The sequence below is a fragment of the Micromonospora sp. NPDC048839 genome, from assembly GCF_040649915.1.
In the GTDB taxonomy this organism is placed as follows: Bacteria; Actinomycetota; Actinomycetes; order Mycobacteriales; family Micromonosporaceae; genus Micromonospora.
Genome location: NZ_JBEZGL010000004.1, coordinates 295911 through 322279, shown reverse-complemented (window position 1 = coordinate 322279; position 26369 = coordinate 295911). Strand labels below are relative to the sequence as shown.

At 71.7% G+C, this 26369-nt stretch carries 23 protein-coding genes; 15 read left to right on the top strand and 8 right to left on the bottom strand.

The window, feature by feature from the left end:
* Nucleotides 1–8: 8 nt before the first annotated feature.
* Genes AB0C25_RS10190 through AB0C25_RS10170 form a run of 5 tightly spaced genes read left to right on the top strand, consistent with a single transcriptional unit; the run spans nt 9 to nt 5107 of the window.
* A complete protein-coding gene (locus AB0C25_RS10190; RefSeq protein ID WP_357371564.1) occupies nt 9–1259 on the top strand; it encodes a hypothetical protein in 1251 nt (416 codons plus the stop codon).
* Entirely contained in the window at nt 1256–3118 is a 1863-nt protein-coding gene (locus tag AB0C25_RS10185; RefSeq protein WP_357371562.1) for an AAA family ATPase, read from the top strand. The genes AB0C25_RS10190 and AB0C25_RS10185 overlap by 4 nt, the downstream gene beginning before the upstream one ends.
* On the top strand, nt 3115–3759 hold the full coding sequence (locus AB0C25_RS10180) for a 4Fe-4S single cluster domain-containing protein (RefSeq protein ID WP_357371560.1): 645 nt from the start codon (nt 3115–3117) through the stop codon (nt 3757–3759). The genes AB0C25_RS10185 and AB0C25_RS10180 overlap by 4 nt, the downstream gene beginning before the upstream one ends.
* Entirely contained in the window at nt 3747–4325 is a 579-nt protein-coding gene (locus tag AB0C25_RS10175) for an FHA domain-containing protein (RefSeq protein ID WP_357371558.1), read from the top strand. The genes AB0C25_RS10180 and AB0C25_RS10175 overlap by 13 nt, the downstream gene beginning before the upstream one ends.
* On the top strand, nt 4322–5107 hold the full coding sequence (locus tag AB0C25_RS10170; protein ID WP_357371556.1) for a PP2C family serine/threonine-protein phosphatase: 786 nt from the start codon (nt 4322–4324) through the stop codon (nt 5105–5107). Before AB0C25_RS10175 ends, AB0C25_RS10170 begins: the two co-directional genes overlap by 4 nt.
* Nucleotides 5108–5272: 165 nt before the next feature.
* Here AB0C25_RS10170 and AB0C25_RS10165 read toward each other — a convergent pair whose 3' ends face one another.
* Nucleotides 5273–7429, bottom strand: a complete 2157-nt coding sequence (locus AB0C25_RS10165; protein ID WP_357371554.1) for an NACHT domain-containing protein — start codon at nt 7427–7429, stop codon at nt 5273–5275.
* A 27-nt stretch (nt 7430–7456) separates the two neighbouring features.
* Here AB0C25_RS10165 and AB0C25_RS10160 point away from each other — a divergent pair, with 27 nt between their 5' ends.
* The 4 genes from AB0C25_RS10160 (at nt 7457) to AB0C25_RS10145 (ending at nt 12150) form a co-directional block, all read left to right on the top strand.
* Nucleotides 7457–8737 (top strand): CHAT domain-containing protein, encoded by a 1281-nt coding sequence (locus AB0C25_RS10160; protein WP_357371552.1) that lies wholly within the window; start codon nt 7457–7459, stop codon nt 8735–8737.
* Nucleotides 8738–8739: 2 nt separating this feature from the next.
* Nucleotides 8740–10404, top strand: a complete 1665-nt coding sequence (locus AB0C25_RS10155; RefSeq protein WP_357371550.1) for a CHAT domain-containing protein — start codon at nt 8740–8742, stop codon at nt 10402–10404.
* On the top strand, nt 10401–11552 hold the full coding sequence (locus AB0C25_RS10150; protein ID WP_357371548.1) for a hypothetical protein: 1152 nt from the start codon (nt 10401–10403) through the stop codon (nt 11550–11552). The genes AB0C25_RS10155 and AB0C25_RS10150 overlap by 4 nt, the downstream gene beginning before the upstream one ends.
* Nucleotides 11553–11667: 115 nt before the next feature.
* Nucleotides 11668–12150 carry a hypothetical protein gene (locus AB0C25_RS10145; protein WP_357371546.1) on the top strand — a complete coding sequence of 161 codons (483 nt, stop codon included), beginning with the start codon at nt 11668–11670 and terminating at the stop codon, nt 12148–12150.
* Between the two features lie 71 nt (nt 12151–12221).
* On the opposite strand, the gene AB0C25_RS10140 is transcribed toward AB0C25_RS10145, so the two are convergent.
* The 5 genes from AB0C25_RS10140 to AB0C25_RS10120 all read right to left on the bottom strand — a co-directional run bounded on the left by AB0C25_RS10140 (nt 12222) and on the right by AB0C25_RS10120 (nt 16631).
* Nucleotides 12222–13226 (bottom strand): hypothetical protein, encoded by a 1005-nt coding sequence (locus AB0C25_RS10140; protein ID WP_357371544.1) that lies wholly within the window; start codon nt 13224–13226, stop codon nt 12222–12224.
* Nucleotides 13227–13329: 103 nt separating this feature from the next.
* Entirely contained in the window at nt 13330–14217 is an 888-nt protein-coding gene (locus AB0C25_RS10135; RefSeq protein ID WP_357371542.1) for a helix-turn-helix transcriptional regulator, read from the bottom strand.
* Nucleotides 14218–14343: 126 nt separating this feature from the next.
* Nucleotides 14344–14949, bottom strand: a complete 606-nt coding sequence (locus AB0C25_RS10130; protein ID WP_357371540.1) for a hypothetical protein — start codon at nt 14947–14949, stop codon at nt 14344–14346.
* 414 nt (nt 14950–15363) lie between these two features.
* Nucleotides 15364–16245 (bottom strand): ABC transporter ATP-binding protein, encoded by an 882-nt coding sequence (locus tag AB0C25_RS10125; RefSeq protein WP_357371538.1) that lies wholly within the window; start codon nt 16243–16245, stop codon nt 15364–15366.
* Complete coding sequence (locus AB0C25_RS10120; RefSeq protein WP_357371536.1) at nt 16242–16631, bottom strand: GntR family transcriptional regulator; 390 nt, start codon at nt 16629–16631, stop codon at nt 16242–16244. The genes AB0C25_RS10125 and AB0C25_RS10120 overlap by 4 nt, the downstream gene beginning before the upstream one ends.
* 259 nt (nt 16632–16890) lie before the next feature.
* Here AB0C25_RS10120 and AB0C25_RS10115 point away from each other — a divergent pair, with 259 nt between their 5' ends.
* From AB0C25_RS10115 to AB0C25_RS10105, 3 genes are all read left to right on the top strand, one after another.
* Nucleotides 16891–18696 carry a hypothetical protein gene (locus AB0C25_RS10115; RefSeq protein WP_357371533.1) on the top strand — a complete coding sequence of 602 codons (1806 nt, stop codon included), beginning with the start codon at nt 16891–16893 and terminating at the stop codon, nt 18694–18696.
* 54 nt (nt 18697–18750) lie between these two features.
* Entirely contained in the window at nt 18751–19836 is a 1086-nt protein-coding gene (locus AB0C25_RS10110) for a glycosyltransferase family 2 protein (RefSeq protein WP_357371991.1), read from the top strand.
* 93 nt (nt 19837–19929) lie between these two features.
* Complete coding sequence (locus AB0C25_RS10105) at nt 19930–21399, top strand: hypothetical protein (protein WP_357371531.1); 1470 nt, start codon at nt 19930–19932, stop codon at nt 21397–21399.
* Here AB0C25_RS10105 and AB0C25_RS10100 read toward each other — a convergent pair.
* Nucleotides 21380–22525 carry a hypothetical protein gene (locus tag AB0C25_RS10100; RefSeq protein ID WP_357371529.1) on the bottom strand — a complete coding sequence of 382 codons (1146 nt, stop codon included), beginning with the start codon at nt 22523–22525 and terminating at the stop codon, nt 21380–21382. The two genes, AB0C25_RS10105 and AB0C25_RS10100, sit on opposite strands and share 20 nt — an antisense overlap.
* A gap of 129 nt (nt 22526–22654) precedes the next feature.
* Here AB0C25_RS10100 and AB0C25_RS10095 point away from each other — a divergent pair, with 129 nt between their 5' ends.
* Genes AB0C25_RS10095 through AB0C25_RS10085 form a run of 3 tightly spaced genes read left to right on the top strand, consistent with a single transcriptional unit; the run spans nt 22655 to nt 25610 of the window.
* Nucleotides 22655–23794, top strand: coding sequence for a hypothetical protein (locus AB0C25_RS10095; protein WP_357371527.1), 1140 nt, complete (start codon nt 22655–22657; stop codon nt 23792–23794).
* A gap of 1 nt (nt 23795) precedes the next feature.
* On the top strand, nt 23796–24914 hold the full coding sequence (locus AB0C25_RS10090) for an ATP-binding protein (protein WP_357371525.1): 1119 nt from the start codon (nt 23796–23798) through the stop codon (nt 24912–24914).
* 51 nt (nt 24915–24965) lie between these two features.
* Nucleotides 24966–25610: a response regulator transcription factor gene (locus tag AB0C25_RS10085; RefSeq protein WP_357371523.1), complete on the top strand. Its 645-nt coding sequence runs from the start codon at nt 24966–24968 to the stop codon at nt 25608–25610.
* Between the two features lie 68 nt (nt 25611–25678).
* Here AB0C25_RS10085 and AB0C25_RS10080 read toward each other — a convergent pair whose 3' ends face one another.
* A complete protein-coding gene (locus AB0C25_RS10080; protein ID WP_357371989.1) occupies nt 25679–26062 on the bottom strand; it encodes a hypothetical protein in 384 nt (127 codons plus the stop codon).
* Nucleotides 26063–26369 lie beyond the last annotated feature (307 nt).

Here is a 26369-nt window from a genome sequence, read left to right as displayed (position 1 = left end):
ATGACGCGATGAGCGCAATGACAGGTGGCCGCTACGTGGTGGAGACGGCCGCCGAGCAGCTCGCCCGGGAACAGCGGGCGCAGTGGCAGCAGTTCGTCCAGGCCCGGGGGGAGTTGGCGGCGCTGCGGGCAGAGGCCGACGCCTACCGCTCCGTGTACGGCAGCCGCATCGCGAAGATCCCCGCCGGGGCGAAGGCCCGACCCGACCAGTCCCCCCGGCGCATCGCCACCGCCACCGCCGACGTCGCCCTCCTGGTTCGCGGTGAGCGGGACAAGCTCCGCGACGCCGTGCTCGCCGCCGCGCGCGGGGACACAGGCGGCCTCCTCGGTGCGCTGCCGACGCCCGCGACGAGCCAGGCGTCCCGCCGGCAATGGGACGACTCACTGGCGCAGGCCCCGGCCCGGTCCAGCGAGACCGTGTCGACGGCGACGTCGACGGCCGGCACCGGCGCGGCACCGGACGCCGAGGCGGCGCGGCACCAGGCTGCTCGTGCCGACCGGGCCGCTCACCTGTTCGCCCGACTGCCCGCCTCGACGCCCGAGGAGGTCCGGAGGTCGTGCGCCGAGGCCGTGGCCGAGATCTCCACCGGCACCACCGCGAGCCGGGGCCACCTGCTCCTGCGCGATTTGGAGCGACGGGTACGCGCTCAGGCGCGCGCCGAGGAAAGGATCGTGCAGGTCCGGCGGGACCTGCTGACCGTCGCCGCACCGCTGGAGACAGTGCCGGGAGAGGCGGCGGAGAAGCTCAGGCAGCAGATCGAACGGCTTGTCGCGGAACGCGTCGAGCACGTGCCCGACGGACTGCGCGCCGAGGCCGCCGCGATCGTGGAGCAGGCCGACCGGGCACGGCGACGCAAGGCGGTGGCGGACGTCCTGCGGGTCGGACTGACCGACCTGGGCTACCAGGTGGACGAGGGCTTCGAGACCCGCCTGGCCGGCACCGGGCTGGCCTACGCCGCCATGAGCGGCGACACCGGCTACGGCGTGAAGGTGCTGCTCGACCACGACGACCCGGTCGTCCGTACCCAGGTGGTGCGAACCGGCGGCATCCGGGCCTCGACCTCGGAGGACAAGGCGGCGGAGCAGAAGTTCTGCGACGACTACCAGGTCGTGCGGCGCCGTGCGCGTCGCGACGGCATCCCCATCGAGGAGATCGGACGTCGGGAACCGGGCGAGCGTCCGGTGCAGGTGGTCGCCGACACGGCGATTCCGGCGGCGAGCCGCCGCGCCAACGAGCAACGAAGGGAACAGCAGCTATGAGTACGGACGCGGTGGAACGACCGGCCGAACGGCCGGCGTGGCTGCGCGAGGTTGACCTGGCGCTCTGCGCGCACCCGCAGATCCTGCTCACGGGCAACGTCCGCGACCTGTACCGGTTGCCGGAGCCGGATCCGGAACATGCGGACCGGGTCCGGGTCCGATTCATGATGTTGGTCGACGCGCTCTGGACCGCCGCGCAGGGTCGTGGCTACGGCGCACTGTTGACCTACTCCAGCGGAGTCGGGGTGGAGGTCGCCGCCCAGGTGCCGGAGCAGGGAGCCGCCGCCGTGCAGGCCATCCTGCGCGAGGCGGACGTCGAGCTCAACCGGCCACTGCACCTGGCGCAGGTGCGCGATCTCATCAGCGCCGTCGTCGACGTACGCCGCCGGCACGCGGCCGGTCCGCCGGTGGCACTCGTCCTCGTGGACGCGGCGCGGTTGTTCACCGGCGAACTGCTCGCCCCCGAGGAGCGGCTGCTCCTCGCCACCGCCGACCGGCTGGCCTACCGGGCCACGCCCGTCGGCAAGGGCTACAACACCATCTTCTGGGTGCTCGACCGCGAACACGACCTGCCGTCGTGGTTCGCCACCGGCAACCACACGCTGCGCGTCACCGCGATTCCCGAACCCGACCTGGAGGTGCGGCTGCGCACCGCCACCGACCTGGTGGCGGGCCTGCCCGGCATGCCGCAGGACCCAACGGAGCGCGACGCTGTCAGCAGACGGTTCGCCGAGGTCAGCCACGGCATGCGGTTACGCAGCATGCGGGACGTGGTACGGCTGGCGACGGCCGCCGGCATTCCGGGCCCCCGCGTGGACGACGCGGTTCGCGCGTTCCGGGTCGGCGTGCCGGACAACCCATGGCAGAGTGCCGCCCTGCGGGAGCGGCTGCGGGCCGCACAGGACAACTTGGGCGAGCGCGTGCTGGGCCAGCCCGACGCGGTACGCCGGGTGCTGGACATCCTGGCCCGCTCGGTGACCGGCCTGGCCGGCGCGCACACCGGCGGACACGCCAAGCCGCGCGGCGTCCTCTTCTTCGCCGGCCCGACCGGCGTCGGCAAGACGGAGCTGGCCAAGGCGCTCGCCGAGTTGCTGTTCGGGGACGAGCACGCCTACCTGCGCTTCGACATGAGCGAGTTCGCCGCCGAACACACCGAAGCCCGACTGATCGGCGCCCCACCTGGCTTCATCGGCCACGACGCGGGTGGCGAGCTGACCAACGGGATCCGGCAGCAGCCGTTCCGGGTCGTGCTGTTCGACGAGATCGAGAAGGCGCACCCCCGGCTGCTGGACAAGTTCCTGCAGATCCTCGACGACGGCCGGCTCACCGACGGCCGGGGTGGCACCGTCTACTTCACCGAGGCGCTCATCGTCTTCACCACCAACCTCGGCATCGTCATCCAGGACGACGACGGCAAACCGAAGGAGAACGTCACCTCGGCGCAGGATCTGCCGGAGATCGAGCAGGGCGTGCGGCAGTACATCGAGGTCTTCTTCCGGCATCTGCTGCGCCGTCCCGAACTCTTCAACCGGGTGCAGCAGAGCATCGTGGTCTTCGACTTCCTCCGCCCGGAGGTGGCGGTCGCGATCGCGGACCGGGCGATCGACCGCGTCGCCGAGACGGTGAACCGAGTCTTCGGCGCCCGTCTGGAGTTCGCGGCGGAGGCCCGCGAGGAGTTGCGCAAGGAGGCGACCTACGACCTGTCGAACGGCGGGCGCGGCATCGTCGCCGCCATCGAGAGCATCCTGGTGAACCCGCTCGCCCGGGAGCTGTTCGCGAACCCTCCCGCCGTCGGCCAGACCCTGCACGTCGACGCCATCGTCCAGGACGGGCAGAACCGTGCGCTGGTGATGACGTGACGCTGCGACTGGCCCGGCTGCACCATCCCGTAACCGCGCTCGGTCCGGGGCGGCGGGTCGGCATCTGGTTGCAGGGCTGCGACATCGGCTGCCCCGGATGCGCCTCCCGGGACACCTGGGTGGCCGAGGCGCGGCACGACACCGAGGTCGGCGACGTGCTGGACTGGATCGAGGCCCGGGACCCGGCTTTGATCGACGGTATCACCATCACCGGCGGCGAGCCGTCGGAGCAGCCGGACGCCCTCGCCGAACTCGTCACTGGTCTCAGCCGACTCGGCGCCGGGCGCGACTGGGACATCCTCTGCTACACCGGGGTCGAGCTGGCGGCGTTCCGGGAGCGCTGCCCCGCCGCCTACCCGCTCATCGACGCGTTGATCACCGGACCGTTCCGGGCGGCCGAGCCGACCGATCTGCTCTGGCGTGGCTCGGCCAACCAGCAACTGGTCCCGTGCACCCAGCTGGGGCGACAGCGCTACGACCACCTGGTCGGCGCGCTTCGGCAACGACCCCAGGTGCAGGTGCAGGTGGACGACGAGCAGGTCTGGCTGATCGGCATCCCGGGCCGCGGGGACCTCGCGCGTATCCACCGTGACCTGCGGCGGCAGGGCATCCGACTGGAGGAGGTCTCATGGCGGCCCTGATCTGCCCCAACCACGGCCCCCAACCGACCGGCGGCACCTTCTGTCCGGAGTGCATGGAGGTGTTGGTGCCGGAGACCGCGACGCCCGCCGCCGAACCGGTCTGCCCGGTCCCCGGATGTGACAACCCGGTGGACGCCGCCGGCGGCTGCCCGCTGCACGACCTCGGCGGAATGGCCACCGAGGTGGCGAGCTACGCGGAGCACCCGCGGACGACGGGCGGACCGCCGGCGACCACCCGGGAGGCGGCACCGGGTGTCATCTTCCACCTGGAGTTCCCGTTCGGACCGGTCCCGGTCGGGCACGGCGAGCTGCGCATCGGCCGAGCCGATGAGCTCGGTGACATCGCCGCTCGACTCCGCGACCACGGCAACGTCTCCCGACAACACGCCCTGCTCTGGGTGGAGGACGGGGAACTGTACGTGCGCGACCTGAGCTCGACAAACGGCACCTACGTCAACGACCGCCAACTCGACCCCCGAGCCCGGCAGCGCCTGTCGGACGGAGACGAGGTGCGTCTGGCGAGCACCGTCCGGGCGCGCGTGCGCAGGACCGGAGGACAGCGATGACGACGACCGCGCCCCCACCGCACCCCCACGCGTACGCGACGGTGCGGGCCTGTGCCGTCACCGCCCGTGGCGCCGTCCGTCCAATCAACGAGGACGCCGTCCTGATCTTCGACTGGATCAGCCAATCGCCCCGGGCACGGATCACCGAGCTTGTGGCCGACTGGACACCACCGCTGGTCTGCGCCGTCGCCGACGGCCTCGGTGGACATCCCGCCGGTGAGCTGGCCAGTCGGCTCGCCCTCGCCGACCTCGCCGGCCGGTACATCGCCTGGGACCGCCCGGAGGCCATCCACGACGGGCTGGTCACGATCGGTCGGGTCCTGCACGAGGCCGCCGCCCGTGCTTCCGGCACCGTGGGAATGCGCACCACGATCGCCGGCATCCTGCTCACCGCGCATGGCGGCTACGCGTTCAACGTCGGCGACAGCCGGGTCTACCGACTCACCGACGGCTACCTGGAACAACTCAGCATCGACGACGCGGCCACCTCCGCCACCGTGACGCAGGCTCTCGGCGATCCGCCTGACGATCCACTGGTGCCGCACGTCACGCTCACACCGCTGGACCCGGCCGGTGGCCGCTTCCTGCTGTGCACCGATGGCGTACACGGTCAACTCGACGAACAGCATCTGCGCCGGCTCTGCCGCGAACCCGAGGCCCGCGGCGTGGTCGAGCGGCTCCGCGACGAGGTGTACGCCGCAGGTGCCACCGACAACCTCGCTGCCGTCGTCGTTGACCTGCACGCCCATCCGGTCGCACCCGCCGAAGATCCGGAGGGGTGAACCGGTTGCGTCAAGTCCAGTGGCGGATGCCAGCCGGGTGGGTCCTCGCTTTGCTGCCGCTGGGGACGGGCATCCAGGGACCGGTCCCCGAGCACGACGCTGAACGCGTTCTGGACGATGCGCGACTCCGGGGCGTGCTGCGCCGCGTCGGCCCGGCGTACGAGATCAGATATCCGTTTCTCGCCGCGAGTCTCTTGGGGGGCCGTACGTCGGATCGGGGGACCTGGTGAGCAGGCGTTCCCGGAGGCGCGCGTGGCGGAATTGGTAGACGCCGCCGATCTGACGCAGCACGCCACGGTGGTGGGCGTCGTCGAGGAACGCGATCAGCCGAATCGGCAGCTCGCCCCGCAGGGCGAACCAGGCTCGGGCGACCGAGAACCGCCCCCAAGCGGTGAAGAGCACGCTGGCGAGGGCGACCGCGGCCGTGACGGCGAGGCCGGTCCGGATGTCGACGAGCGCCGCGACCGTACAGCCGATGATGCCGCCCCGGGCAGCGGCCCGCAGCAGCGCGGCGCGCCGGTCGGCACGCAGTACCGCGAGCGGGCCGGCGGCGGCGGTCACGTCGGTCGGCACGTCCAACCAGGCGTCCAGGGCCCACGCCAGCAGCAGGGCGGTCGCGCCCGCCGCTGCCGCGCGGCCCCCCGCCGCCAGCCAGCCGGCCACGACCAGGGCCACTCCCCCGGTCAGCCAGCCGAGGGAACCGGAGGTCGGACGGTATCGGGGCCGGACGGGGCCAGTGACGGGACGACGACGCCCACCCGAATTCGGCCCGCCCCGCAGGCCGGTGGGGGTCAGCGGCAGACGCACCATGATGAAGGCGGCGGCGAGACCACCGACGACGGCGCCGAGGCCGGCGACCGTCGAACCGGCAGCCGACCCGGCGACCAGGCCCAGGCCGATACCACCGGCGAGCGCGCCCACCGTCGCGAAGACGACCCGGGGTGGCGTGGTGGACAACCGCCACCAGGCGATGTCCGGCCCGCCGTGCCTGGCGAGCCACGCCAGCCAGGACGTCACCCGGGTCACGTCTGCGGCGATCGGCGCACCCTGGTGCCCGGCGTAGGCGACCGGAACGGCGCGGTCGAGCAGATGGCCGACGAGGTCGCGGACGGTGCCGAACCGGCCCGGGTCCAGCAACTCGGTCGGGTCCGCGCCGGTGTCGCTGTACTCGGCGCGCGCCAACGAGGTCAGCAACGGGGTGGCCAGCACCGCAGCGAGGATCCGAGCCTGCCGCTGGTCACCGTCGCCGATCACGTCGGCGTTCCGTACGTCGGGCTCGGGCGGATCGGACATGGCCTCGTCGGCCACCGCGCGCAGCCGGGAGAGGACAGGATCCCACTTGCTGGCCAGGTCCGGGCCCGTCGGACGGGTCGTACGGGGCAGATAGGCCGCGAGGTCGGCCCAACGCAGCGGCAGCAGCCGCACCACGGCGGCCCCGGTCAGCACGTCGCTGTCGCGTACCGCGTCGACGTACTGGTCGACCCGGCTGGTCAACACGAAGCCCGGCAGCCGGGGCGCGGCGGCGTTCAGGGCGAGCAACGCGGCACGGCGAACCAGCACCGGCAGTTCGTCGAGACCGTCCAGCGCCGGCAGGATCCGCCGGTCGGCGATCAGTGCGGCAGCCGTGCTGTCGACGTCGTTCTCCGGGGCCGCCAACGCCGGGTACTCCGCGATCAGTCGGGCGGTCAGCCAGTCGATGAAGCCCTGCCGGCGGACGTCCCAGGTGGTCAGGGACAGCAGCACCGGCACGGGGTCGTCCGGTCGGCCGTCATCGATCAGGTCCGACACCAGACGGATCAGCAGCACCGACTTTCCCCCGCCCGCGGCGCCCAGCACGACCAACCGCCGCGACGGGATCCGCCGGAACACCTCGGCTACCTCGTGGACCCGGCCGGCGACGGCAACCGGCTCCTGGCCGCCCCGGGCCGGGTGCCCCGGGTCGCCGGTGACCGCCTCCGCCAACCGCACATTCACCCAGTGGTCCTGGACCCCCAGTTCCTCGTCGACAGGCGCCCAGCGCACCGGGATGGGCGCCGGGTCCTGCACCCGGCGCAGCGCCTCCTCGACGCGCCACTGCTGGCGGACGGCGGCCCGCAACGCCGCCTGCCGCTCGGCCAGAGACCGGGTCTCGCGGGTGCCACGCCGGCCCAGGACAGCGACCAGCATCGTCATCGCCGCCACGGCGAAGCTGCCGATGCTCGCCACCCGATCGGCGGTCTCCAGATCGGGCCACCAGATGATCAAACCGACAGTGCCGACAGTCGCAGCGACGGCACCGGGAACGAGGGACTGATGACGCAACCTCAGGAGAGCAGTCCGCACGGGCTCCATGATGGGGGTACGGGTCCAGTGTCGCTCTTCGACGAACTGCGGGCGGCCCGTGCCGAGCTGCACGAGGCGATCGAGCAGATTCAGCTGATCCCCGGCTATGAGCGTTTCCTCGCTCCGGTCGAGATGGACGAGATCAGCGCGGCGGCTGATCATCCGCTGGTCTACCTCACGGCGAGCGACGACGCGGGTGTCGCCCTGGTGGTCCGGGGTGACCGTGTCGATTCCGTACCGCTGCCCGCCCTGCGCACGGCGCCGCTGCGCGAGTGGGCCGAGCGGCACCGCGAGCACTTCCCCACGGCAGGATCGCGGGGGGCGGCGCAGCGCGGCGGGTGGGACCGCCACCTGGCGGACCTGCGCGACCGTCTGTGGGAGGCGGTGGCCGAGCCCCTGCTGGCCGACTTGTCCGGCGTACCCCATGCCTCGCTCGTGCCCTGCGGCCTCGTCGGTCTGCTCCCGGTCCACGTCGCCGGATACCGGGACAGCACCCGGCCCACCGGCTTCCGGTACCTGATCGACGACCTCAGCATCGGGTACGTGCCGAATGCCCGCGCGCTGGCGGCCAGCCGCCGACGGGCCGCGTCGACGCCCACCGGCAGGCTGTTGACGGTGGCCGACCCGCAGGCCTCGGCTCCGGCCGACCGGCTGCCGTACGCACGATGGGAGGCCCAGGTGGCCGCCGCGACATTCCCGGGTCCGGTGACGCAGTTGTGCGGTCCCGACGCGACCGTCGAGCGGGTACGCGCGGATTTGCCCACCGCCTGGCTGGCCCACTTCGGCTGTCACGGCAACGCCGAGCCGACCGATCCACTGCGCAGCGCGCTGCGGCTCGCCGGGGACGGCCGTCTGCACCTGTCCGACATCATGCCGATGCGGCTGACCCTGCGGTTGGCGGTGTTGTCCGCCTGCTCGGCCTTCGTGCCGGGGCGGGACCTGCCGGACGAGGTGATCTCACTGCCGACCGGCCTGGTGCAGGCCGGTGCGGCGGGCGTGCTGGCGCCGATGTGGCCGGTCGACGACCACACCACCGCGCTGCTGATGACGGAGTTCTACAGGCGCTGGCGGATCGAGTGCCCGCAGTCGCCGGCCACGGCGCTGGCAGGTGCCCAGCGGTGGTTGCGCGACGCGACGGTCGCCGAGGTCGAGCAGCAGTGGGTGCGGGCGTTGGACGCGCACGAGGCCTGGCTTCCGGAGGAGGCCGCCGAAGCTCTGCTGCCGCACCTGTTCCGCAGCGGCAGCGGTGACTCCCGGCCGTGGTCGTCGCCAGCGGTGTGGGCGGCCTTCGCGTTCACCGGGGCGTGATCATGGGAGAGAGCGGTTGGGCCATGCGGTGGGTCGCGGAGCAGGCCCGGGGCCGCGTCGGCGAGTTCGTCCACGACACGGCGTTGGCTGAACGCATCGAACGGATGCTGGCGGAGGCGCTCGCCCGGCCCCCCGGCCCGGTGACCGATCTGCGGATCGCGCATGCCCTACGGACTGATCCCGCGCTCGAACGGTGGGCCATGGAGACCGTGCGGGCGGCCGAGAGCCAGTTCCGCAGCACACCCGGTGCGGTCCCGCCGGCCCGGTATCTGACCACCGAGCTGCCCGTAAGGGTGCGGCTGGGCAGTCGGATCTCGCTCTGGGCGACGATCACCCGCGACGGTGGCGAGGGCAGTGTGCCCATCCGGCCGATCGCCATCCCCGACGAGGGCGTGGTCGTCGAGGTCGCGGTCCAGTCGCCCACCCTCACGCTGCACGGCCACGGCGTCCACTACGTCCGGGTGTACCCGGACTCGGATTCGAACACCGTCGCCTTCACCTTCGAGGCCGACCGGGAAGGGCCGCACGAGATCAAGGTCCAGATCTTCCTGGAGGGTGGCGGTGGCCAACTGGCCGCGACGACCCGGACGGTGCTGGTCCTGGCGGACGCACCCTACGCGCCGCCGCGGCGGTCGTCGGCGCGCGTCGAACACGTCGACGCGAGCCCCGGGACGATCGCCCTGCAGGTCGACCGGATTCGGAGCGGCTACCTGTTCCGACTGGTCGGGCGGGACGGGATCACGGCCACGTCGGATGCGGTGCCGCGTCAGATGCTCGCCGACCTGGTCCGCTCGGTGAACACGATGGCCGCCGGCACCAGCCGGAACCATTCGGCGGTGGACCGGGGCATCCTGAACGGCTTCGGCGCGGCGCTCTGGCGGGTGCTCCCACCCGAGATCGGTGCGGCTGTCGCGTCGCTCCTGGAGTCGGCGACAGGTCTCGTCATCTGCACCGAGCTCGCCGATCTGCCGTGGGAGCTGCTGCGGCCACCCCGATGGGAGACGTTCGTCGCCGAGCGGCTGCCCGTGCTCCGTCAGCCCGGCCGGTACCCGCTCACCAGGTCGCTGCCGCTGCGCGATCCCGTGTTCGTCCTCGGCGCCCACCCCCCGAATCACGCCCAGGCGGAGATCCGCCGTATCGCCGCCCTGATCGACGGGTCGAAGCCGACCGTGATCGCCTCGGCGGCGCAGCTGGTCCGGCGAATCGAACAGGGCGACTTCGGGTTGCTGCACCTCGCCTGCCATCAGGAGCATCCCGACGGCGACGGGGGCGGCGGGGTACGGATGGACGACGGCACGTTCCGGCCGATCGCGCTGCCCCCGGCGGCCACTCGACGGAGCCTGGCGGCCCGCTGCCCGCTCGTCTTCTTCAACGCCTGTCACAGCGCCGACGGCGGCTCGTACGACACCCTGATGGGTGGCTGGGCGAACGAGTTTCTCAGCGCCGGAGCCGGGGCCTTCGTCGGCTCGACCTGGGCCGTCCGCTCCGAGCCGGCAAGTGAGTACGCCGCGCGCCTGTACACCGAACTGCGCGCGGGACAGTCCCTGGCGACGGCGTCGCTGGCCGCCCGACGCGCGGTGGGGCAGGACCCCACCGATCCCACCCACCTCGCCTACGCGGTCTACGGCGACCCGCAGGCGACCGTCCCGAAAGGACCCGACGTATGAGCGACGACCTGCCCGTCTTCGTCATCCACGGAATCGCGAACCGCGAACCGTCGATCATCGAGGATCGGGTGGCGCAGCTGAGTACCGCCGCGCTGCACCGCTGGACCCTGCATCCGGTGTACTGGGGTGACCTCGGCGCGGCGGCGCTCGGCGCGAAGCTGGCGATGCCGCCCGAGCCCGGGCAGTCGTGGCAGACCCGCGGCGACTTCCCGCCCGAGCCCGACGGCGCGGAGTTGGGCCTCGCCGGTCCGGTGCCGCTGGACCCGCCGGCCCGGCTGGAACTCGTCCGCAGCCGGGCGGGTGAGCGCCTCGCCCGACCCGGCGCCGGGATGCCCTCACCGACGCCGGAGGTCACCGCCGCGGCGTTGGACGCTATCGCCGAAACCTGGCCGCAGACCCGTTGGCTGGGGCGTACCGATGATGCCGCGCTGCTCGCCGCGGTGGGTGAGGCACTGGCCGACGCCGCGCTCGAGGCGGTCGCCGACGGCGTACCGGGGCACGAGTTACGCGATCCCGGGCCGGTCCGTCGGGTGGTCCGCCGACATCTTCCGCAACTGGACCGGGTCGCGGGCGCTGCGATCGGCAACGCCGGCGAGCGCTTCTACACCTGGGTCCGCAGCGCCAAGGCCCACTACCTCAGCCTGACCCTGGGTGACGTTCTGGTCTACCAACGGCACGGCGAAGCGATCCGGGACCACGTCCGGGAGCAGATCAGGACGATTTCCGGAGGCCGCGGCATCGACGCGGGCGACCCCGTTCACCTGATCGGCCACAGCCTCGGCGCCGTCATCGCGCTCGATCTGGCCACCGCCGAGGATCCAGTTCACACCGCTGGCCTGGTGACCTTCGGATGCCAGTGGCCGCTGTTCCACGTCTTCGACCCCCGCGGCGGACAACTGGCTCCGTACGACGGCACCGGACCAGTCCTGTTGCCGCCGGAATCGCTGCTGCGGTGGACGAATCTGTGGCACCCGCTCGATCCGCTGGGATTCGTCGCCAGTCGGCTGTTCGGCTGGGCCGACCGTGCCGGCCCGGTGGACCAGCGGGTGGACCATCTGCTGTCCGACGACTTGTACACCCACTCGTCCTACTGGGCCAGCCCGAGCCTCGTCGCGGCCCTGCACTCGACGTTCGCACCTGCCGACTGACAGACGTCGACCGGCACCCCGACGAACGATCCCGACCCCATCACTTTACAGTCGTTAGGTAAGGGGGTAAGTTAACGACTGTAAGTTTAATTCGCTTCACAGAGATGGGGATCTCATGACCACCGCGACCGCCCTTCCCACCGACACCACCGACACCACCGACACCACCGACACCACCGACACCACCGACACCACCGGCGCCAGCGCCCCCACCGGCGCCACCGACCGCATCGGACGAGGGTTCGCGGCCCTCGCCGCCCTCGCCACTGTCGTGGCGTTCGTCAACGGCCTCCTGCTGACCCTCGACGCTCCCGACGACCGCCTGTTCATCGAGGGCTGGCGAGTCTCCAGCTTCGCCATCTTCGCCGGGCTCTTCGCCCTGCTCGCGTTCCGGCCACGCCAGTCGGCCGGCGTCTGGGAAATCGTGCTCGCCGGCAAGACCGCCCTCGTGGTGTTCGGCATGGCGATCGGAGATGTTGCCGAGGCACGCCTGTCGGCCTTCATCGACCTCGGGCTGGTCGCCGTCGTCGCGACGGCCTACGTGCTCTGCCGTGGCTGGCTGGCCTGGCGCCCCGCGACCACCAGTCCGACCCGATGACGAAAAGGCCGGACGCCCGCCACCGTCGCGTGACGGTGGCGGGCACCCGGATGATCAGTGGGGCTGACGGATCAGCACGACGGCAGGGTGGCCAGCGCCAGGTTGGGGTCGACGCCCGTGGTGTAGGCGGCACTGAGCACGTAGAGGGTGCGGCCGCGGACGGCCACCGAGGTCGGGTTCCGCAACCCGTCGGCACCGCTCATCAGCGTTCGCGAACGGCCGGCGGCGTCGATGCTCACCAGCGTGTTCGGCCCGTTGAGGGCGGCGACGACCTGGTGGTCGCCGGCGCCCACGAAGGCGAAGTCGTCGATGCCGACCAGGCCGGTCGCCACCGCCCGGACGGGTCCGGGACGGCCGTGCCGCAGCGGGATGCGCAGCAACGTTCCCTGGTCGAGATTCGTCGCCCAGATCGCGTCGGGGCGTACCTTGATGCCGTTGGCACCGAGGAAACCCGTCGAGGCGAGTTCGGGTGCCGAGGACCAGATCTCGGCACGGCCACCTTCCAGGGGCACTGTCGAGATCGTGCCGAGCACCGAGTCGGTGAGGTAGAACCTGCGCGCCACCGCGTCGTACGCCAGGCCGTTGGGCAGTCCGGCAGCCGGCAGGGCGGCAATGCGCTGCGGTGCCCGGCCGGGGCGCAGCCGGTACAGGCCGGTGGTGGCGGCGTCACCGCTGGCGTAGAGGAAGTAGAGAGTGCCGTCGCTCGTCCGGACGATGCCGGTGGTCAACGCGAACGCGAGCACCGGCGTGTTCACGCCGCCGTCGGCCGGTGCGGGCAGGGTCGCCAGGATCCGCGTCGCACCGGACGGGCTGACGGCGGCGACCTGTCGGGCGGCCGCGAAGGTGACGTACGCCGTGCCGTCCGGACCCAGCGCGATGTTCTCCGGCATCTGCCCGTTCGCCAGATCGAAGTGGACCGCGATCCGCGAGGGCAGCGGCGCGGACGACGGCGCCGCCAGTTCGACGGCGGTCACCCGTGCGGCCCCCGCCTGGGCGACGCCCGACGGTGGGACCGTCACGACGCCGACCCCGGCCGCCGCGAGGGCCACTGCGAGGGTCATCATCCTCTTGCGCATTTCTGTTCCTCTCGAAATAGCCGAATTGACTCGGCTGTCGTGGGCGCGAAGGGCCTGGCGCTCCTTTCGGAGCACCTCGTTTCGCGCGGTGGAAGAAGCGGCGCTAGTCGCGCATGGCCGGCTGCTGCCGAGTGCCGGCGCGGGAGGTGACGGCGCCGTGCACGAGCAGCGTCATCGCGGCGTGCGACGCCGAACCGGGTTCCGTGGTGGCGACGACGACCGTCTGACCGTCCTCGGTCTGCAGGGCCTGCTGGGTCACGGCCATCGCGCCGACCAGCGGGTGGCGCATCTCGTACCGGCTGCCGCCGCCGGCCTTGACCCGGTGGTCAGCCCACAGGGCGCCGAACTCCGGACTCCGCACCGTCAACTCACCCACCAGCGCGGCCAGCAACGGGTCGTTCGGGTGCTGCCCGGAGACCATCCGCAGCGTCGCCACCACCGCGCGGGCCTTGGCAGGCCAGTCCACGTACAGGTCGCGGGTGTGCGCGTCCAGGAACACCAGCCGTGCCATGTTCGGGCGCTGGTTCGGCCGCTCGGGGATCCGGTGGTCCAGGTGACCGGCGAACAGGGCATGGCCACCGATGGTCCAGGCCAGCACGTCGGCACGACGTCCGAGCACCAGCACGGGTACGTCACCGAGCGTCGCGACGAGTTGGCGTACCGCCGGGCTCACCCGCTCCGGCGGCGGACGCCGTACGGGGGGCCGGCGACGGGTCCCGGCCGCGAGTTCGCTCAGGTGGCGACGTTCCGCCTCGTCGAGTTGCAGTGCCCGGGCGAGCGCCTCGAGGACCTCGGGTGAGGCGTTGACGGCCTGCCCCTGCTCCAGGCGCGAATAGTACGAGGCGCTGACACCGGCCAGGAGGGCCAGTTCCTCCCGGCGCAGCCCTTGGACGCGACGCCGGTCGCCGTACGTCACCACGCCGGCGTCCGCCGGACTCAACTGGGAGCGTCGGGCCTGGAGGAAGTCGCCGAGCTGTCCTCTCGCGTTCATGACTCGAAGTATTGCGACCTCGCCTCGACGCAACCACATCCTGCCAGGGATAGGCAGGACAGACCGATGATTGCGTCGTCCGCCGACAGCGTGATCCTCGATGTAGACGGTTCCACGAAGGACCCGTCAGACCAGCCGTCGCCTGATCCACCAGAGGGAGAACAGGGACAGCGCGGCGGTCAGCGCGAACAGCACGCCGAACTCGCGCCATTGCAGGATCCAGAACGCCGAGCCGGGCACGTAGACCACCTCCTGTCTGAGGTTCTGCTTCTCCAGCCACCTCGGGCACGTCTCGCGGTCCCGGGGGGCCAACGGGCCGCACTGGGTCATGTCCGCCGGACCCCGGAACTCCGCTCCGGTCGCGGTGATCGTGGTGCTCGACAGGACCCAGTCGCCTCTGCGGTCGGGCTCGAGATGGATCCTCATCTCCCCACTGTCGGGGCTCAGCGACAATCCGTACTCCCCGTCCACCCGCAGCGGGGTGACCATGGTGATCGGCTGGGCCAGCCAGGGGCGCACCACGAACGGCGCGGCGATCTGGACGCTGACGATGACCAGTAGGGTCACCGCCATCGCGGCGAGGGTCCGCCGCAGCAGCAGCCCGGTCGTGACACCCACCAGGAAGGCCAGCGCCGCATAGCCGACCGGCACGATTCCTCGGGCCGCGAACACCAACGGGTTCATCCGATCCGCCGTGGCTCCGTCGATCGGCTGCGCCCATCTGCTCAGCATCAGGCTGAGCAGGCCCGCGCCGAGCGCGGCGGCACCGCCGCCGACCGCCAGCTTGACCAGCAGCCAGCAGCCAGCGGCCGCGGCTGACGGACTGACTGAAGACCATTCGGTACGTGCCGGACTCCAACTCCCGGGCCACCAGCGGCGCCCCCCAGAAGATGCCCACGAGGGCGGGCAGCAGATACAGGACTGCGATGGCTGCGATGTGGAACTCGCTCGCCCACCCCGGTTGCAGTGCCTGGAGGAAGGCTTCGCCCGCGGCGCGGCAGGCATCGCCCTGGCAGCCGGTGTATCCGGTCCGCGAGGCTAGTTCCGTCACCTCCGACCAGGTCAGCGCCAGGCCGCCCAGGACCACCACCAACAGGGCGCCGGTGGCCAGGGCCGGGGTCCGGAACTGCCGCCAGGTCATCCAGATCATCGCTGTCCCTCCAGCATCCGGTCCGGCCCGTTGCCGGCGGCTCCGCTCATGTACGCCAGCACGATGTCCTCCAGGTCGAGTCGGTCGACCTGCCAGGACGGGTCGTCGATCGGTGCGGTGCTGCGTACCACCAGGGTCGACTGCACGTCCGTGTGGCTCTGCTCCACCAGGGCTCGCCCGACGCCCAGGTCGGTGGTGTCGCGCCGCTGGCCGACCAGGCGGTGGTGGGTGGCGAGCAGGTCGTCCACGTCGCCGGCCACCCGTACCCGAGATTCGACAAGCACGATCAGGTAGTCGCAGACCCGCTCCAGGTCGGCGACCAGGTGCGAGGACATGACGATGCTCATGCTCTGCTCGGCGGTCAGCTCCATCAGCCCCTGCAGGAAGTGGCGCCGGGCGAGCGGGTCGAGTGCCGCCACCGGCTCGTCGAGCAACAGGAGGCTGGGCCGCTTCGCCGCGGCGACGGTCAGGGCCAGTTGGGCGCGCTGGCCGCCGGAGAGTTTGCCGGCCTTCTGTGCCGGGTCCAGGCCGACCTGGGCGATTCGTTGCCTGGCGAGCGCACCGTCCCAGGACGGGTTGAGGTGCGCGCCCATCAGCAGGTGGTCCGCGACGGTCAGGCTGGGATAGATCGGGGTGTCCTGCGCGACGAACCCGACCCGCGGCGACCCGCTGACCGGCCGCGCACCGAGCACCTCGATCCGCCCTGCGGTCGGATTGAGCAGCCCGCAGGCCAACTGCAACAGGGTGGACTTACCGGCGCCGTTCGGCCCGACCAGGCCCACGACGTGGCCAGCCGGGATGTCCAGGGTGCAGTCCCTGAGAGCGGTACGCCGTCCGTACCGCTTGGTCAGACCGCCCGCGCTCAGTGCGCTAGTCATGCTCGGGCCTCCGAAAACGCCCGAAAACTGCTCAGGAAGAGCGCCTCGATGCTCTCGTCGTCCAGGCCCGCCTCCCGAGCCTCGGTCAGCCAGCGCGTCAGGTCCTGCCGCAGCGGTTCGTGCTTGCTCAGCGAGTCGCTGCCCAGCGTGCGGGTGACGAACGTGCCCAGCCCTGGCCGGGCCATGACCAGGCCCTCGTACTCCAGCTCGCGGTACGCCTTGGACACCGTGTTCGGGTTGATCGCGACCCGGGCCACCACCTCCTTGATGGTGGGCAGCTTGTCGCCCTCGTTCAGGACACCGAGCCGGAGCGCGTGCCGTACCTGCTGGATGAGCTGCATGTACGGCGCGACCCCGGATCGCAGGTCCAGGTGAAACTCGATCACCTCACCACCTCAATCTACTAGGTACCTAGTAGATTAGGCCATCCGTGGGCGGCCCACCAGCCCTCGCCGGATGCCGTGCAGAATGAGCCGACCACCGCGCGGACCGCACCGGACCGGCCGGCGACCGCCCGGCCGGCCCCGATCGCGTCGTGCGCCGCCACGATCGCGTTGGTAACGATGGGCGGGCCATGCCACCCCGTGGAACCATGCTTCGGACACATGTTGGACAATGCCCAGGTCATCGGAGAGGATCTATTCCGTGAATACCCGCTCCACCGCCGCTCAGCGAACCGCCGAAGACGCGAGCCCGGATCAGACGGCCGACGACCGGGCAACGGACGGGCGGGGCCGGTGGCGCTGGGCGCGTCACGAATGGACCCTGGCGGCACTGGGCAGTCTGCTGCTGTCGGTGGTGCTGACCTGGCCGACGATGCGACACCCGGCGAGCACGATCCCCAACGACCTCGGCGACCCGACGTTGCAGGCGTGGCAGGTCGCCTGGTCAGGGCATGCGCTCTTGAACAGTCCGGCCAACCTCTGGGACTCGAACACGTTCTTCCCGGAGAAATACACGTACGCCTACAGCGACACCCTGCTCGGGTACGCCCCGATCGGGATGCTCGGCTCCGGCTTCGAGGCGGCCGTGATCCGGTACAACGTGCTCTACGTGCTGCTGCACGCGCTCGCGGCCTTCGGGGCGTACGTGCTGGCGCGGCAGCTCGGCGCGAACAGGTGGGGCGGGGCGGTCGCCGGGATCGCGTGGGCGTTCGCGCCCTGGCGGTTGGCGCACGCCGGCCACCTCAACATCCTGTCCAGCGGAGGCATCGCGCTGTGCCTGGCGATGCTGGCCCGTGGGCACGGCTGGTCGCTGCGCCACGGTTACCGGCCGGAGCGACGGCGGCCCGGCTGGGCGTTGGCCGGGTGGCTCGTCGCCGCCTGGCAGGTGACGCTCGGTTTCGGTATCGGGCTACCCCTTGTCTACTTCCTGCTGGCCGCGGTGCTGGTGGCAGCCGGTTGCCACGGCTGGTCCTGGTGGCGCAAGCGGGAGCGCCCACCGTTCGGTCGGCGGTTGCTGCTCGCGGATCTGGGCGGCGGTGCCGTGTTCGGCGCGGTGACGGTGCTGCTCGGTCTGGTCTACCTGCGCGTCGTCGACCTCAACCCGCAGGCCGAACGGGGGTTGGAGTGGACGAAGATGTTCTCTCCTCCCCTCATCGGGTTCGTGACCGCACCGGGCGACTCGTGGTTGTGGGGTGAGCGGCACGCCGCCGCACGCGAACAGCTGTCCTGGCCGCCGGAGATGGCGCTGCTGCCGGGGATCACGCTCATCGCGCTGGCCGCGGCGGGCCTGTTCATCTCGACGTACCGGGCTCGGCACCGGGTCGCGCTGGGCCTCGGCGTGCTCGGCACGGTGCTGTTGGGCCTGGGCTCGACCCTCGGCGGTGACGGAGACCCGGGCTACCTGACCCTGTCCACCTCCCTGCCGGGCTGGGACGCCCTGCGCACACCGGGCCGGATGATGCACTGGACCAGCCTGTTGCTGGCCTTGCTCGCCGCCGGAGCGGTGACGGCGCTGGCCGAATCATCGGGTCAGACCTCGGCATCGTCGGACCAGCCCTCGGCCCGCCGCTGGACGCGGATGCTCATGCCGGTGGTCCTGCTGGTGCCGCTGGCCCTGGTCACCCTGGAGGGCGTCAACCGGACACCCCACCCGACGGTGACTCCGCCACCGGCCGCGATGCGGGCCGCGCAGGACCCGATCCTGGTGCTGCCCGCGGGCGGCGTGGGCGATCTGACGTACATGTTGTGGACGACCGACGGGTTCCCCCGGGTGACCAACGGGTTGGCCGGGTTCGAGCCGGTCAGCCAGGCGCAGACCCGGATCGCGGTGGCATCGTTCCCCGACGCCGGCAGTGTCGCGTACCTGCGGGGGATCGGCGTGCGGTCGGTGGTGGCCGTGCCGGACCGCACGGCGGGGACGCCGTGGGACGGCATCGCGGCCCGGCCCATCGACGGGCTGGGCATCACTCGGGAGGATCTCGATGGCACGCTGCTCTACCGCCTCTGATCGGGAAGGCGCCGCGAGCCCCGACGGCGGATGCCCGATCACCGGCCGGGCGGGGTGAGCGGGGTGCGGTTGTCCATCGTGGTGCCCTGCTTCAACGAGGAATCGTCGGTGGAGCGGTTGCACGAGACCGTCACGGCCACCCTCGCCGAGCTGTCGGACCTGGATGTCGAGGTGGTGTACGTCGACGACGGCAGCGAGGACGGCACCCTCGAGGCGTTGCGCCGGCTCGCCGCCGCCGACCCGGCGGTCTGCTACACGTCGCTGAGCCGCAACTTCGGCAAGGAGGCGGCGATGCTCGCCGGCCTGCAACGGGCCACCGGCGACGCCGTCGTCATCATGGACGCCGACCTGCAACACCCGCCGCGGTTGCTGCCCGAGATGGTGGCTCTCTACCGGCAGGGCTTCGACCAGGTGATCGCCCGCCGGGACCGGCGGGGTGACCGGTTCGTCCGCATGGTCGCCTCGCGGTCCTTCTACCGGATGATCAACTGGTGGATCGACGTGCGCCTGCAGGACGGGGCGGGCGACTTCCGGCTGCTGTCCCGGCTCGCCGTGGACGCGATCCTGGCGATGCCGGAATACAACAGGTTCTCCAAGGGACTGTTCTCCTGGATCGGCTTCCGCACGGTCGTGGTGGCCCACCGCAACGAGACCCGGCAGACGGGGCGGAGCAGGTGGACGTTCGGCAAGCTGTTCAACTACGCGTTCGACGGCCTGCTGTCGTTCAACAACCGGCCCCTGCGCCTGGCGATCTACGGCGGCATGTTCCTCACCCTCATCGCACTTGTCTACATGGCCTGGGTGGTCGCGGACGCCATCGAGAAGGGCATCGACGTTCCCGGGTACACCACGATCATCGTCAGCGTGATCGGGCTCGGCGGCATCCAGATGACCATCCTGGGTGTGATCGGGGAATACATCGGCCGGATCTACTACGAGACGAAGCGCCGGCCGCACTATCTGGTGCAGGAGACCGAGCGGCTGGTCACCGAGACCGGCGAGTCGCCACGGATGCCGTCGCAGCCAGCGGCGCGGTCGACCGATCGGGGCCAGCAGGCGGTGCCGGCCCGGGACGATCCGTTCCGCCGGCCCGCCCAGCGACCGGCCGCCGGGGAGGCCACGACGGGCGACGCCGGCTGAGCCCCGCGACAGTGGCCGGTTCGACGAGGGCGCCCGATCCGCGCGGATCAGGCGAGACTCGTGCCGGCACGACGGATCCGGGGAGGGCAGCGGGTGGCTGATGACGGACCGACGCCAGTCCACCTTCCGGAGGTGCTCGACGGTCTCGCCGAGAACCCGGCGCTACCGGTCGAGCTGGTCCGCCGGCTGGTGCGCCACCGCCGCGGCTCCGATGGCGTGGCCAGGTACGCCGACCTGCCCCCGGACGTGATCGAGGAGATCCTCGCGTCGGACGATCACCGGCTGCTGCACTCACTCGCCCTCAACCGCCACCTGCCGCACGCCGTCCGGATGCGGCTGACGACGTACCCCGACCCGGCGGTCCGCGCCGCCCTGGTCGTGGGCGCCCGGGACGCGCCCCGCGAGCTGCACGAACGGCTGATCAACGATCCGGGGCCGCGGGCACGGGAATACCTCGCGAAACGCGACGATGTGCCAGCCGATCTACTCGCCCGCCTCGCCACCGATCCCGAGCCGGCGGTCCGGGCCACGCTCGCACGGTGGTGGACGCAGGCACCCGAGGCGGTCCGGCGGGTCCTGCTCACCGACCCCGTCGACAGCGTTCGCGCGGCGGCCTGCTCGACCTACTACGCACGGCTACCGCATCCGGTGCCGCCGCCCGACCTCGTGGCGCGCCTGCTCGACGATCCGGTCACCCGCACCGGCGCCGTACGCCACGCGGTCCTGACCCCGGCCCTGGCCGCCCGGCTGGCGGGTGACCCCGACCACCAGGTCCGCCGGCAGGTGGCCGAGCACCCGCAGCTCCCCCCGTCGGTGCGGGACGTGCTGGCCGAGGATCCCAGCGCGAACGTGCGGGTGGGGGTCTTCCGGCGCCCGGACACGCCCGAGCCGACGCGTCACGGCATCTATGCGGACATCCAGCGCGGCGAGCGCCCGCTCACCGAGGTCCTCGGCGGCGACCTCGACGACGACGAGGTGTTGCAGCGGTTCGAAGACCACCTGAGCGTCTCCGAGCTGCGACACCTGCGGCTGGACTGGGTCACCGCGGACCCGCTGCCCCACGTGTCCTCCCCGTACATCTGCTTCCGGCGATCCGCGGCACACAGCCCGGCGCTGCCGGCCGACGCGGTCCTCCGACTGCTCCACGACGACGACAGTGGCGTCCGTACGACAATGGCCAGGCACGCCCCACACCTGGTCGACCCGGCCACCGCCGAGCGCATCGACCGTGATTTCCGGTCGGACAAGAAGACCGACTGGCGTCCCGCCGACGTCCTCCCGCTCCCGGCATCGACCCTGCGCCGGCTCGCCAGCGACCCGGATCCCCGCATGCGCAGTCTGGCCCCCCGAGATCCGGACCTGCCCGTCGAGCTGATCGAACGCCTGGCCGCCGACCCGGACAGCACGGTCCGCCAGACTGTCGCCGGGCATCCGCGACTACCGGCCCACGCACGCCGCGCCCTCCTCGCGGATGACAGCGAGTTTGTGGCGCGGACGGCCGCCGCGGCACCGACGCTGCCCGTTGCCGAGATGGAGCGTCTGCTCACCCTCGCCGGCCTCTGAGCGACACCGCGTCCCCGCCGCCACCATCCCCAGATATCGCCGCGAAATCGGCTCCGGCGCTCGGCGCCTCTCCGGCGGACGGGGCGTAGCGGTGGTAGTAGCCGGCCAGGGCGACCGCCAACGAGATCGACCACAGCGGAAAGAGGCACCAGCCCAGGCCGCCGGCCCCCCAGTACGCCCAGTCGTGGACCGGCTCTCCCCACGCCTGAAACGTGTCGAGCTGACCGGGCAGGTCCACGCCCAACTGGTCCAGCAGCAGCCCGCGACCGAATCCGAAGATGCCGACGACGGCCGACCCGCCGAGCAGCAGCGGGAACCACATCGGTACGACGCGGCCGCGCAGCACCGGGATCCAGCGTGGAAACACCCTGCCCCAGCGACAGAGCAACCCGGCGGTCAGCACAGCACCCGCTGTGGCGAACGAGGCGAGGGTCGGCTCGATGTACACGTTCTCCGGCTGGTTGCGCAGCAGGGACCTGACGAAGGGTTCCGGTGCCCCGAGGGCCCAGCCCCGAGACCAGGCCACCCGGATCACCGCGTACGGCAGTGGGCACGCGATCGCCACGTAGGTGGCGATCCGGCCCGCCCGGAGCCAGGCGGCGCGGCGACGGCGCAGAGCACGCGGGTCGTGGTCGCTCGTGCCGTCGGCGTAGGCGACGCTCGCCAGGAGGAACAGGGCCGCGCCGGCCGCTGCGACGACCTGGAACAGCGTCGGCCAGTCCGCCCGCAGCCAACCGATCGGGAGAATGCCCAACGGCGGCAACATCACGATCATCCGTCCGTCCAGCACGACGCACACGATGACCGCCGCGACGGCGACACCGCCGACGATCCCGGCTCGACGTCGAGTCGGTTGGCGGTCACGTCCGTCGAGCCGCCCGGCCACGACAAGCGCCGCCACACCGAACACGGTGATGAGCGGGCCACCCACGGCACGCTCCACGCCGGCCAGCAGCGACGAGTAGTCCGGCCCGGTGCGGTCGTTGTGACCGAAGGGGTAGCCGGCACCGCCCAAGGACCAGAAGATGCCCAGCACGACGAGGAACCAGGCCCATCCGCTCGCCGCGGCCGCCGCCCACCGCCGCCAGGACCGCCGCCCGCCGTTGCGTGCCACCGATGCTGTCATGCCGGTCAGTGTCGGCCAGCGGGGGTGGGCTCGACATCTGCCGTACGGGGTGGACCGGTGGCCTCGAACCGCTCGACCTCTACCGGTCGGGAGACGCGCGGGCACGTGTCGCCTGTGCAGGATCGACCCATGCGAAGGCGACAGCTGACATCCGCGCTCGTGGGGTTCCTCCTCGCCGGGACCGCCATGATGGTGCTACCCCGCCATGGCGACACCGACGGCTGGCGAGCCACGTTCAGCCCTGCCCTGCCACCGCCGACCGGATCGCACGACGTGGGCGTACGACGGATGCGGCTCGTGGACCAGGACCGCCGCGACCCCTGGCGCCCGGACAGTGACCGGACGCTGATGCTCGACGTGCACTACCCGGCCGACTCCGGGTCCCGGCCCTTGGCGCACTACGCGGTGGCACCCGCCCTGACCGAATTCGGCGGCCTGGCCTGGGCGCCCGCCGAAGAGCGACGCCTGGGACTGCTACCGGACGAGGTCAACTGGATGTTCCGCACCCACTCCCACGAGTGGGCGCCGCCGGCCGACGGCTCGTTCCCCGTCCTGGTCGGCTCGCCACCACCCGGGGTGATGCGGTCGGCGTACAACGGCATCGCCGAGGAACTGGCGAGCCGCGGATACGTGGTCGTCACCGTCGACCACCCGTTCGACGCGCCGGTGGTCGATCTCTATCCCACTCGACGGGTGATCGAGCCCAGCGACGCCGTCGCCACCGTCGGGCGCCTCGATGCCGACACCACCAGGGTCGCCGACCTCGAGTACGTCACGAGGAAACTCTCCAGCCTGGACCGGCAGGTGAGCCGCGTGCTGGACCTGCGGCGGGTGGGCCTCTTTGGGTGGACCGGCTCGGACGCCAGACAACGAGCGCACCTCGCCGGGCTGCCCGGAGTGTCGGCCGTCGCGGACCTGACCGGCACCGCCGACGTCACCGACACCGGCATGGTGCCCCTGCTCATCATCGGGGGCTCGCCCATCGGCACGCACCGCGACCTCCCGCGCTCCGGCTGGCGGGCGAGGGTCACCATCCCCGGCGCGTCTCCACGGTCGCTCACCGACGACGGGGTGGTGTTGGCACAGATCGCCGAGCGCTACCCCCGCGCCGAACCAGTCGTGCGGCGGGACGTCGGGGAGGTGCACGCGTTGGCGTACCGCACTGTCCGCCGCGCGCTGACCAGCTTCTTCGACCACCAGGTCAACGGGGCGCACGCCGGCACGATAGTCGTGGAATCGGGCGTGACAGTTGATCTGGTCTCATCGTGAGATGCTGACCGGCGTGAAGCGGCTCGCCGGGCTGGCGGCCGGAATCGTCACCGTCCTGGCGCCCTGGTACGGCCAGCCGACCCCGCTGCGCCTGACCGCCTGGGTCTCGGTCCTCGCCGCGACACTGGCGATCTCGTCGTCCCGACTCCCCCGGGTGCCGCTCGCCGCCCTGGCGGCCGTCGTCTCGCTGGGCGGGAGCCTCTGGGCGTGGCGGTGGCTCGGCTACGACTTCGTCGACGACGGCAACGACTCCAGCAAGCTCCTGCTGTGGACCACGATCGACGTCGGCGCGCTGACCACCCTCGCCGTCGCGGTGAGCCGCGGCGCCGGCCGGGCCGGCCGGCTGACCGGAGTGCTCCTGCTGTTGCCCGGGTCGGCGATCGGGTTCCGACTCCTGCCCGACGCCGCCGTCGGCGAGCAGATGTTCCTGGGCGCCCTGGGTGCCTCCACAGTGCTGGCCGGAGCGCTGCTCGGTCGCTACCTGCGCGGCCTCGACGAGCTGCGGGCGACCGTCGTGGAGCAGGCCCGGTCCGCGCAACGCCGCCAGCTCGCCGCGGATCTGCACGACTACGTCGCCCACGACATCGCCGGCATCGCGGTCCTGGCCCAGTCGGCTCGGGTGGTCGGCGCGAGCGACCCGGGAGCGCTCGTCGCGCAGGTCGAGCAGGCCGCCGCCCGGGCGCTGCGGCGTCTCGACCGCAGCATCCGGCTCATGCGGGACGACGGACACCCGACCCACCAGTACGGCCTCGCCGACGTACCGGACCTCGTCGACGCCCACCCGATCCCGGTCGAGCTGACCATGGCGGTGGCGGGACACGGCGACATCTCCGCCGCGGTCCAGGCCACGGCGTACCGGGTGATCGTCGAGGCCCTCACGAACGTCGCCCGGCATGCCCGCACCGCCGTCGCGGTGCGGGTGTCGGTGACCCAACGGGACGGCCACCTGGACCTCGTGGTCGCGAACGAACCGTCGACCGGAGCGACACCACCACGGGCCGAGGGTCAGGGCACCGGCCTGGCCTCCCTCCGGGCCCGGGTGGAGGCGCTCGACGGCACCATGCGTGCCGGTCGCGAGCAGGGATCGTGGCAGGTACGCGTCACCCTCCCCCTACACTGAGTCGATGCCCACGCTGACGCGCCTGCGGCTGGGCATCGGGAAGGCGACGTCATGACCACAGTGGTGATCGCCGACGACCACGACATGGTCCGGCACGGTTTTCGCATGGTGCTGGCGGCGCAGCCCGACCTGACCGTCGTCGGTGAGGCCGGCAACGGCAACGTGGCTTGGGACCTGGTCCGCCGCCTGCGCCCCGCGGTGCTGCTGGCGGACATCAGGATGCCCGGCATGGACGGCCTCGAACTCGTCAGCCGCGTCACCGCCGCACCCGAGTTGGGCACGAAGGTGATCGTCGTGACCACCTTCGACGAGGACGAGTACGTCGGCCGGGCGTTGCGCAGCGGGGCGAGTGGTTTCCTGCTGAAGGTCTCGGCACCCGGGCTGCTCATCGAGGCCGTCCGAGCCGCGCTGGCGGGCAATGCCCTGATCAGCCCCGAAGTCACCGTCCGCTTGCTGGAACGGCTCAGAACCGATCGCGAAGCCCGCCAGGCGGACCCGCCCCTGACCGCCCGCGAACGGGACGTCGCCATGCTCGTGGCACGCGGGCTGAGCAACGACGAGATCGGCGCGGAACTCCACGTCTCGCCGGGCACCGTCAAGACCCACGTTGCCCACATCTCCCTGAAGCTCGGAAACGTCACGCGCGTCCGCATCGCCGCCTGGGCCTGGGAATCCGGCCTCGTGTCCCGCTCCTGACCGGGGCACGGTACGAGCGACGGACCGGTCGACCCACCGCACGGCCGCGTCGGGCGCGGGTGGCCCGGTCAGCCGTCCGGGGTGAAGAGCCCCTGGATGCCGACGACGATCGCGATGAGACCGAAGATCGCGAGCAGCAGGCGGACGCCGGTCGCTCCGGTCGGCTGCTCGCCACGTGGCGCCGGCCGTCCGGTCAGCCGCTCCCACAGCAGGGCGAGCCCGACGCCGATCCCCACCACCTCGAAGTGGAACACCCGGGGTCCGGACACCAGGTGGACGATGAGGTAGTAGCCGCCGGTCACGAGCGCGACGACGCCGACCACCCACGCGATCGGGGCGGCCCGACCGGCGAGGCGGCCCAGGTCGTCGCCGACCCGCGGCAGCAGCCGCAGCAGGGCGACGGCGAGCAGGAAGCCGCCGACGATGTTGGCGAGGTCGAGCAGCAAAGCCATGATCACGATAGGTCTCCGTTGATCGAGGGTGCAGCGGGTGGGAGCGTACCCATGGACCCGGGTCGTTGAAACGATCCAGAGTCCGGGACCGGCGCGGTACGACCGGGCGAATATTCCAACCGCCGATTATGCATTGACCAGCATCTTTGTAATATCGGGCGAATTAACCGCCGCGAAACAGGTGCGACGCACTCGTTCGTCACCTAGGCTGCCGAGTGACACATCGACGGCCCGCACCCCCAACGTGCTGGTCCCCCGCGTGCTCGCACGCCACCTACCGCCGGTCCACGCAAACGGCCGACGCCGA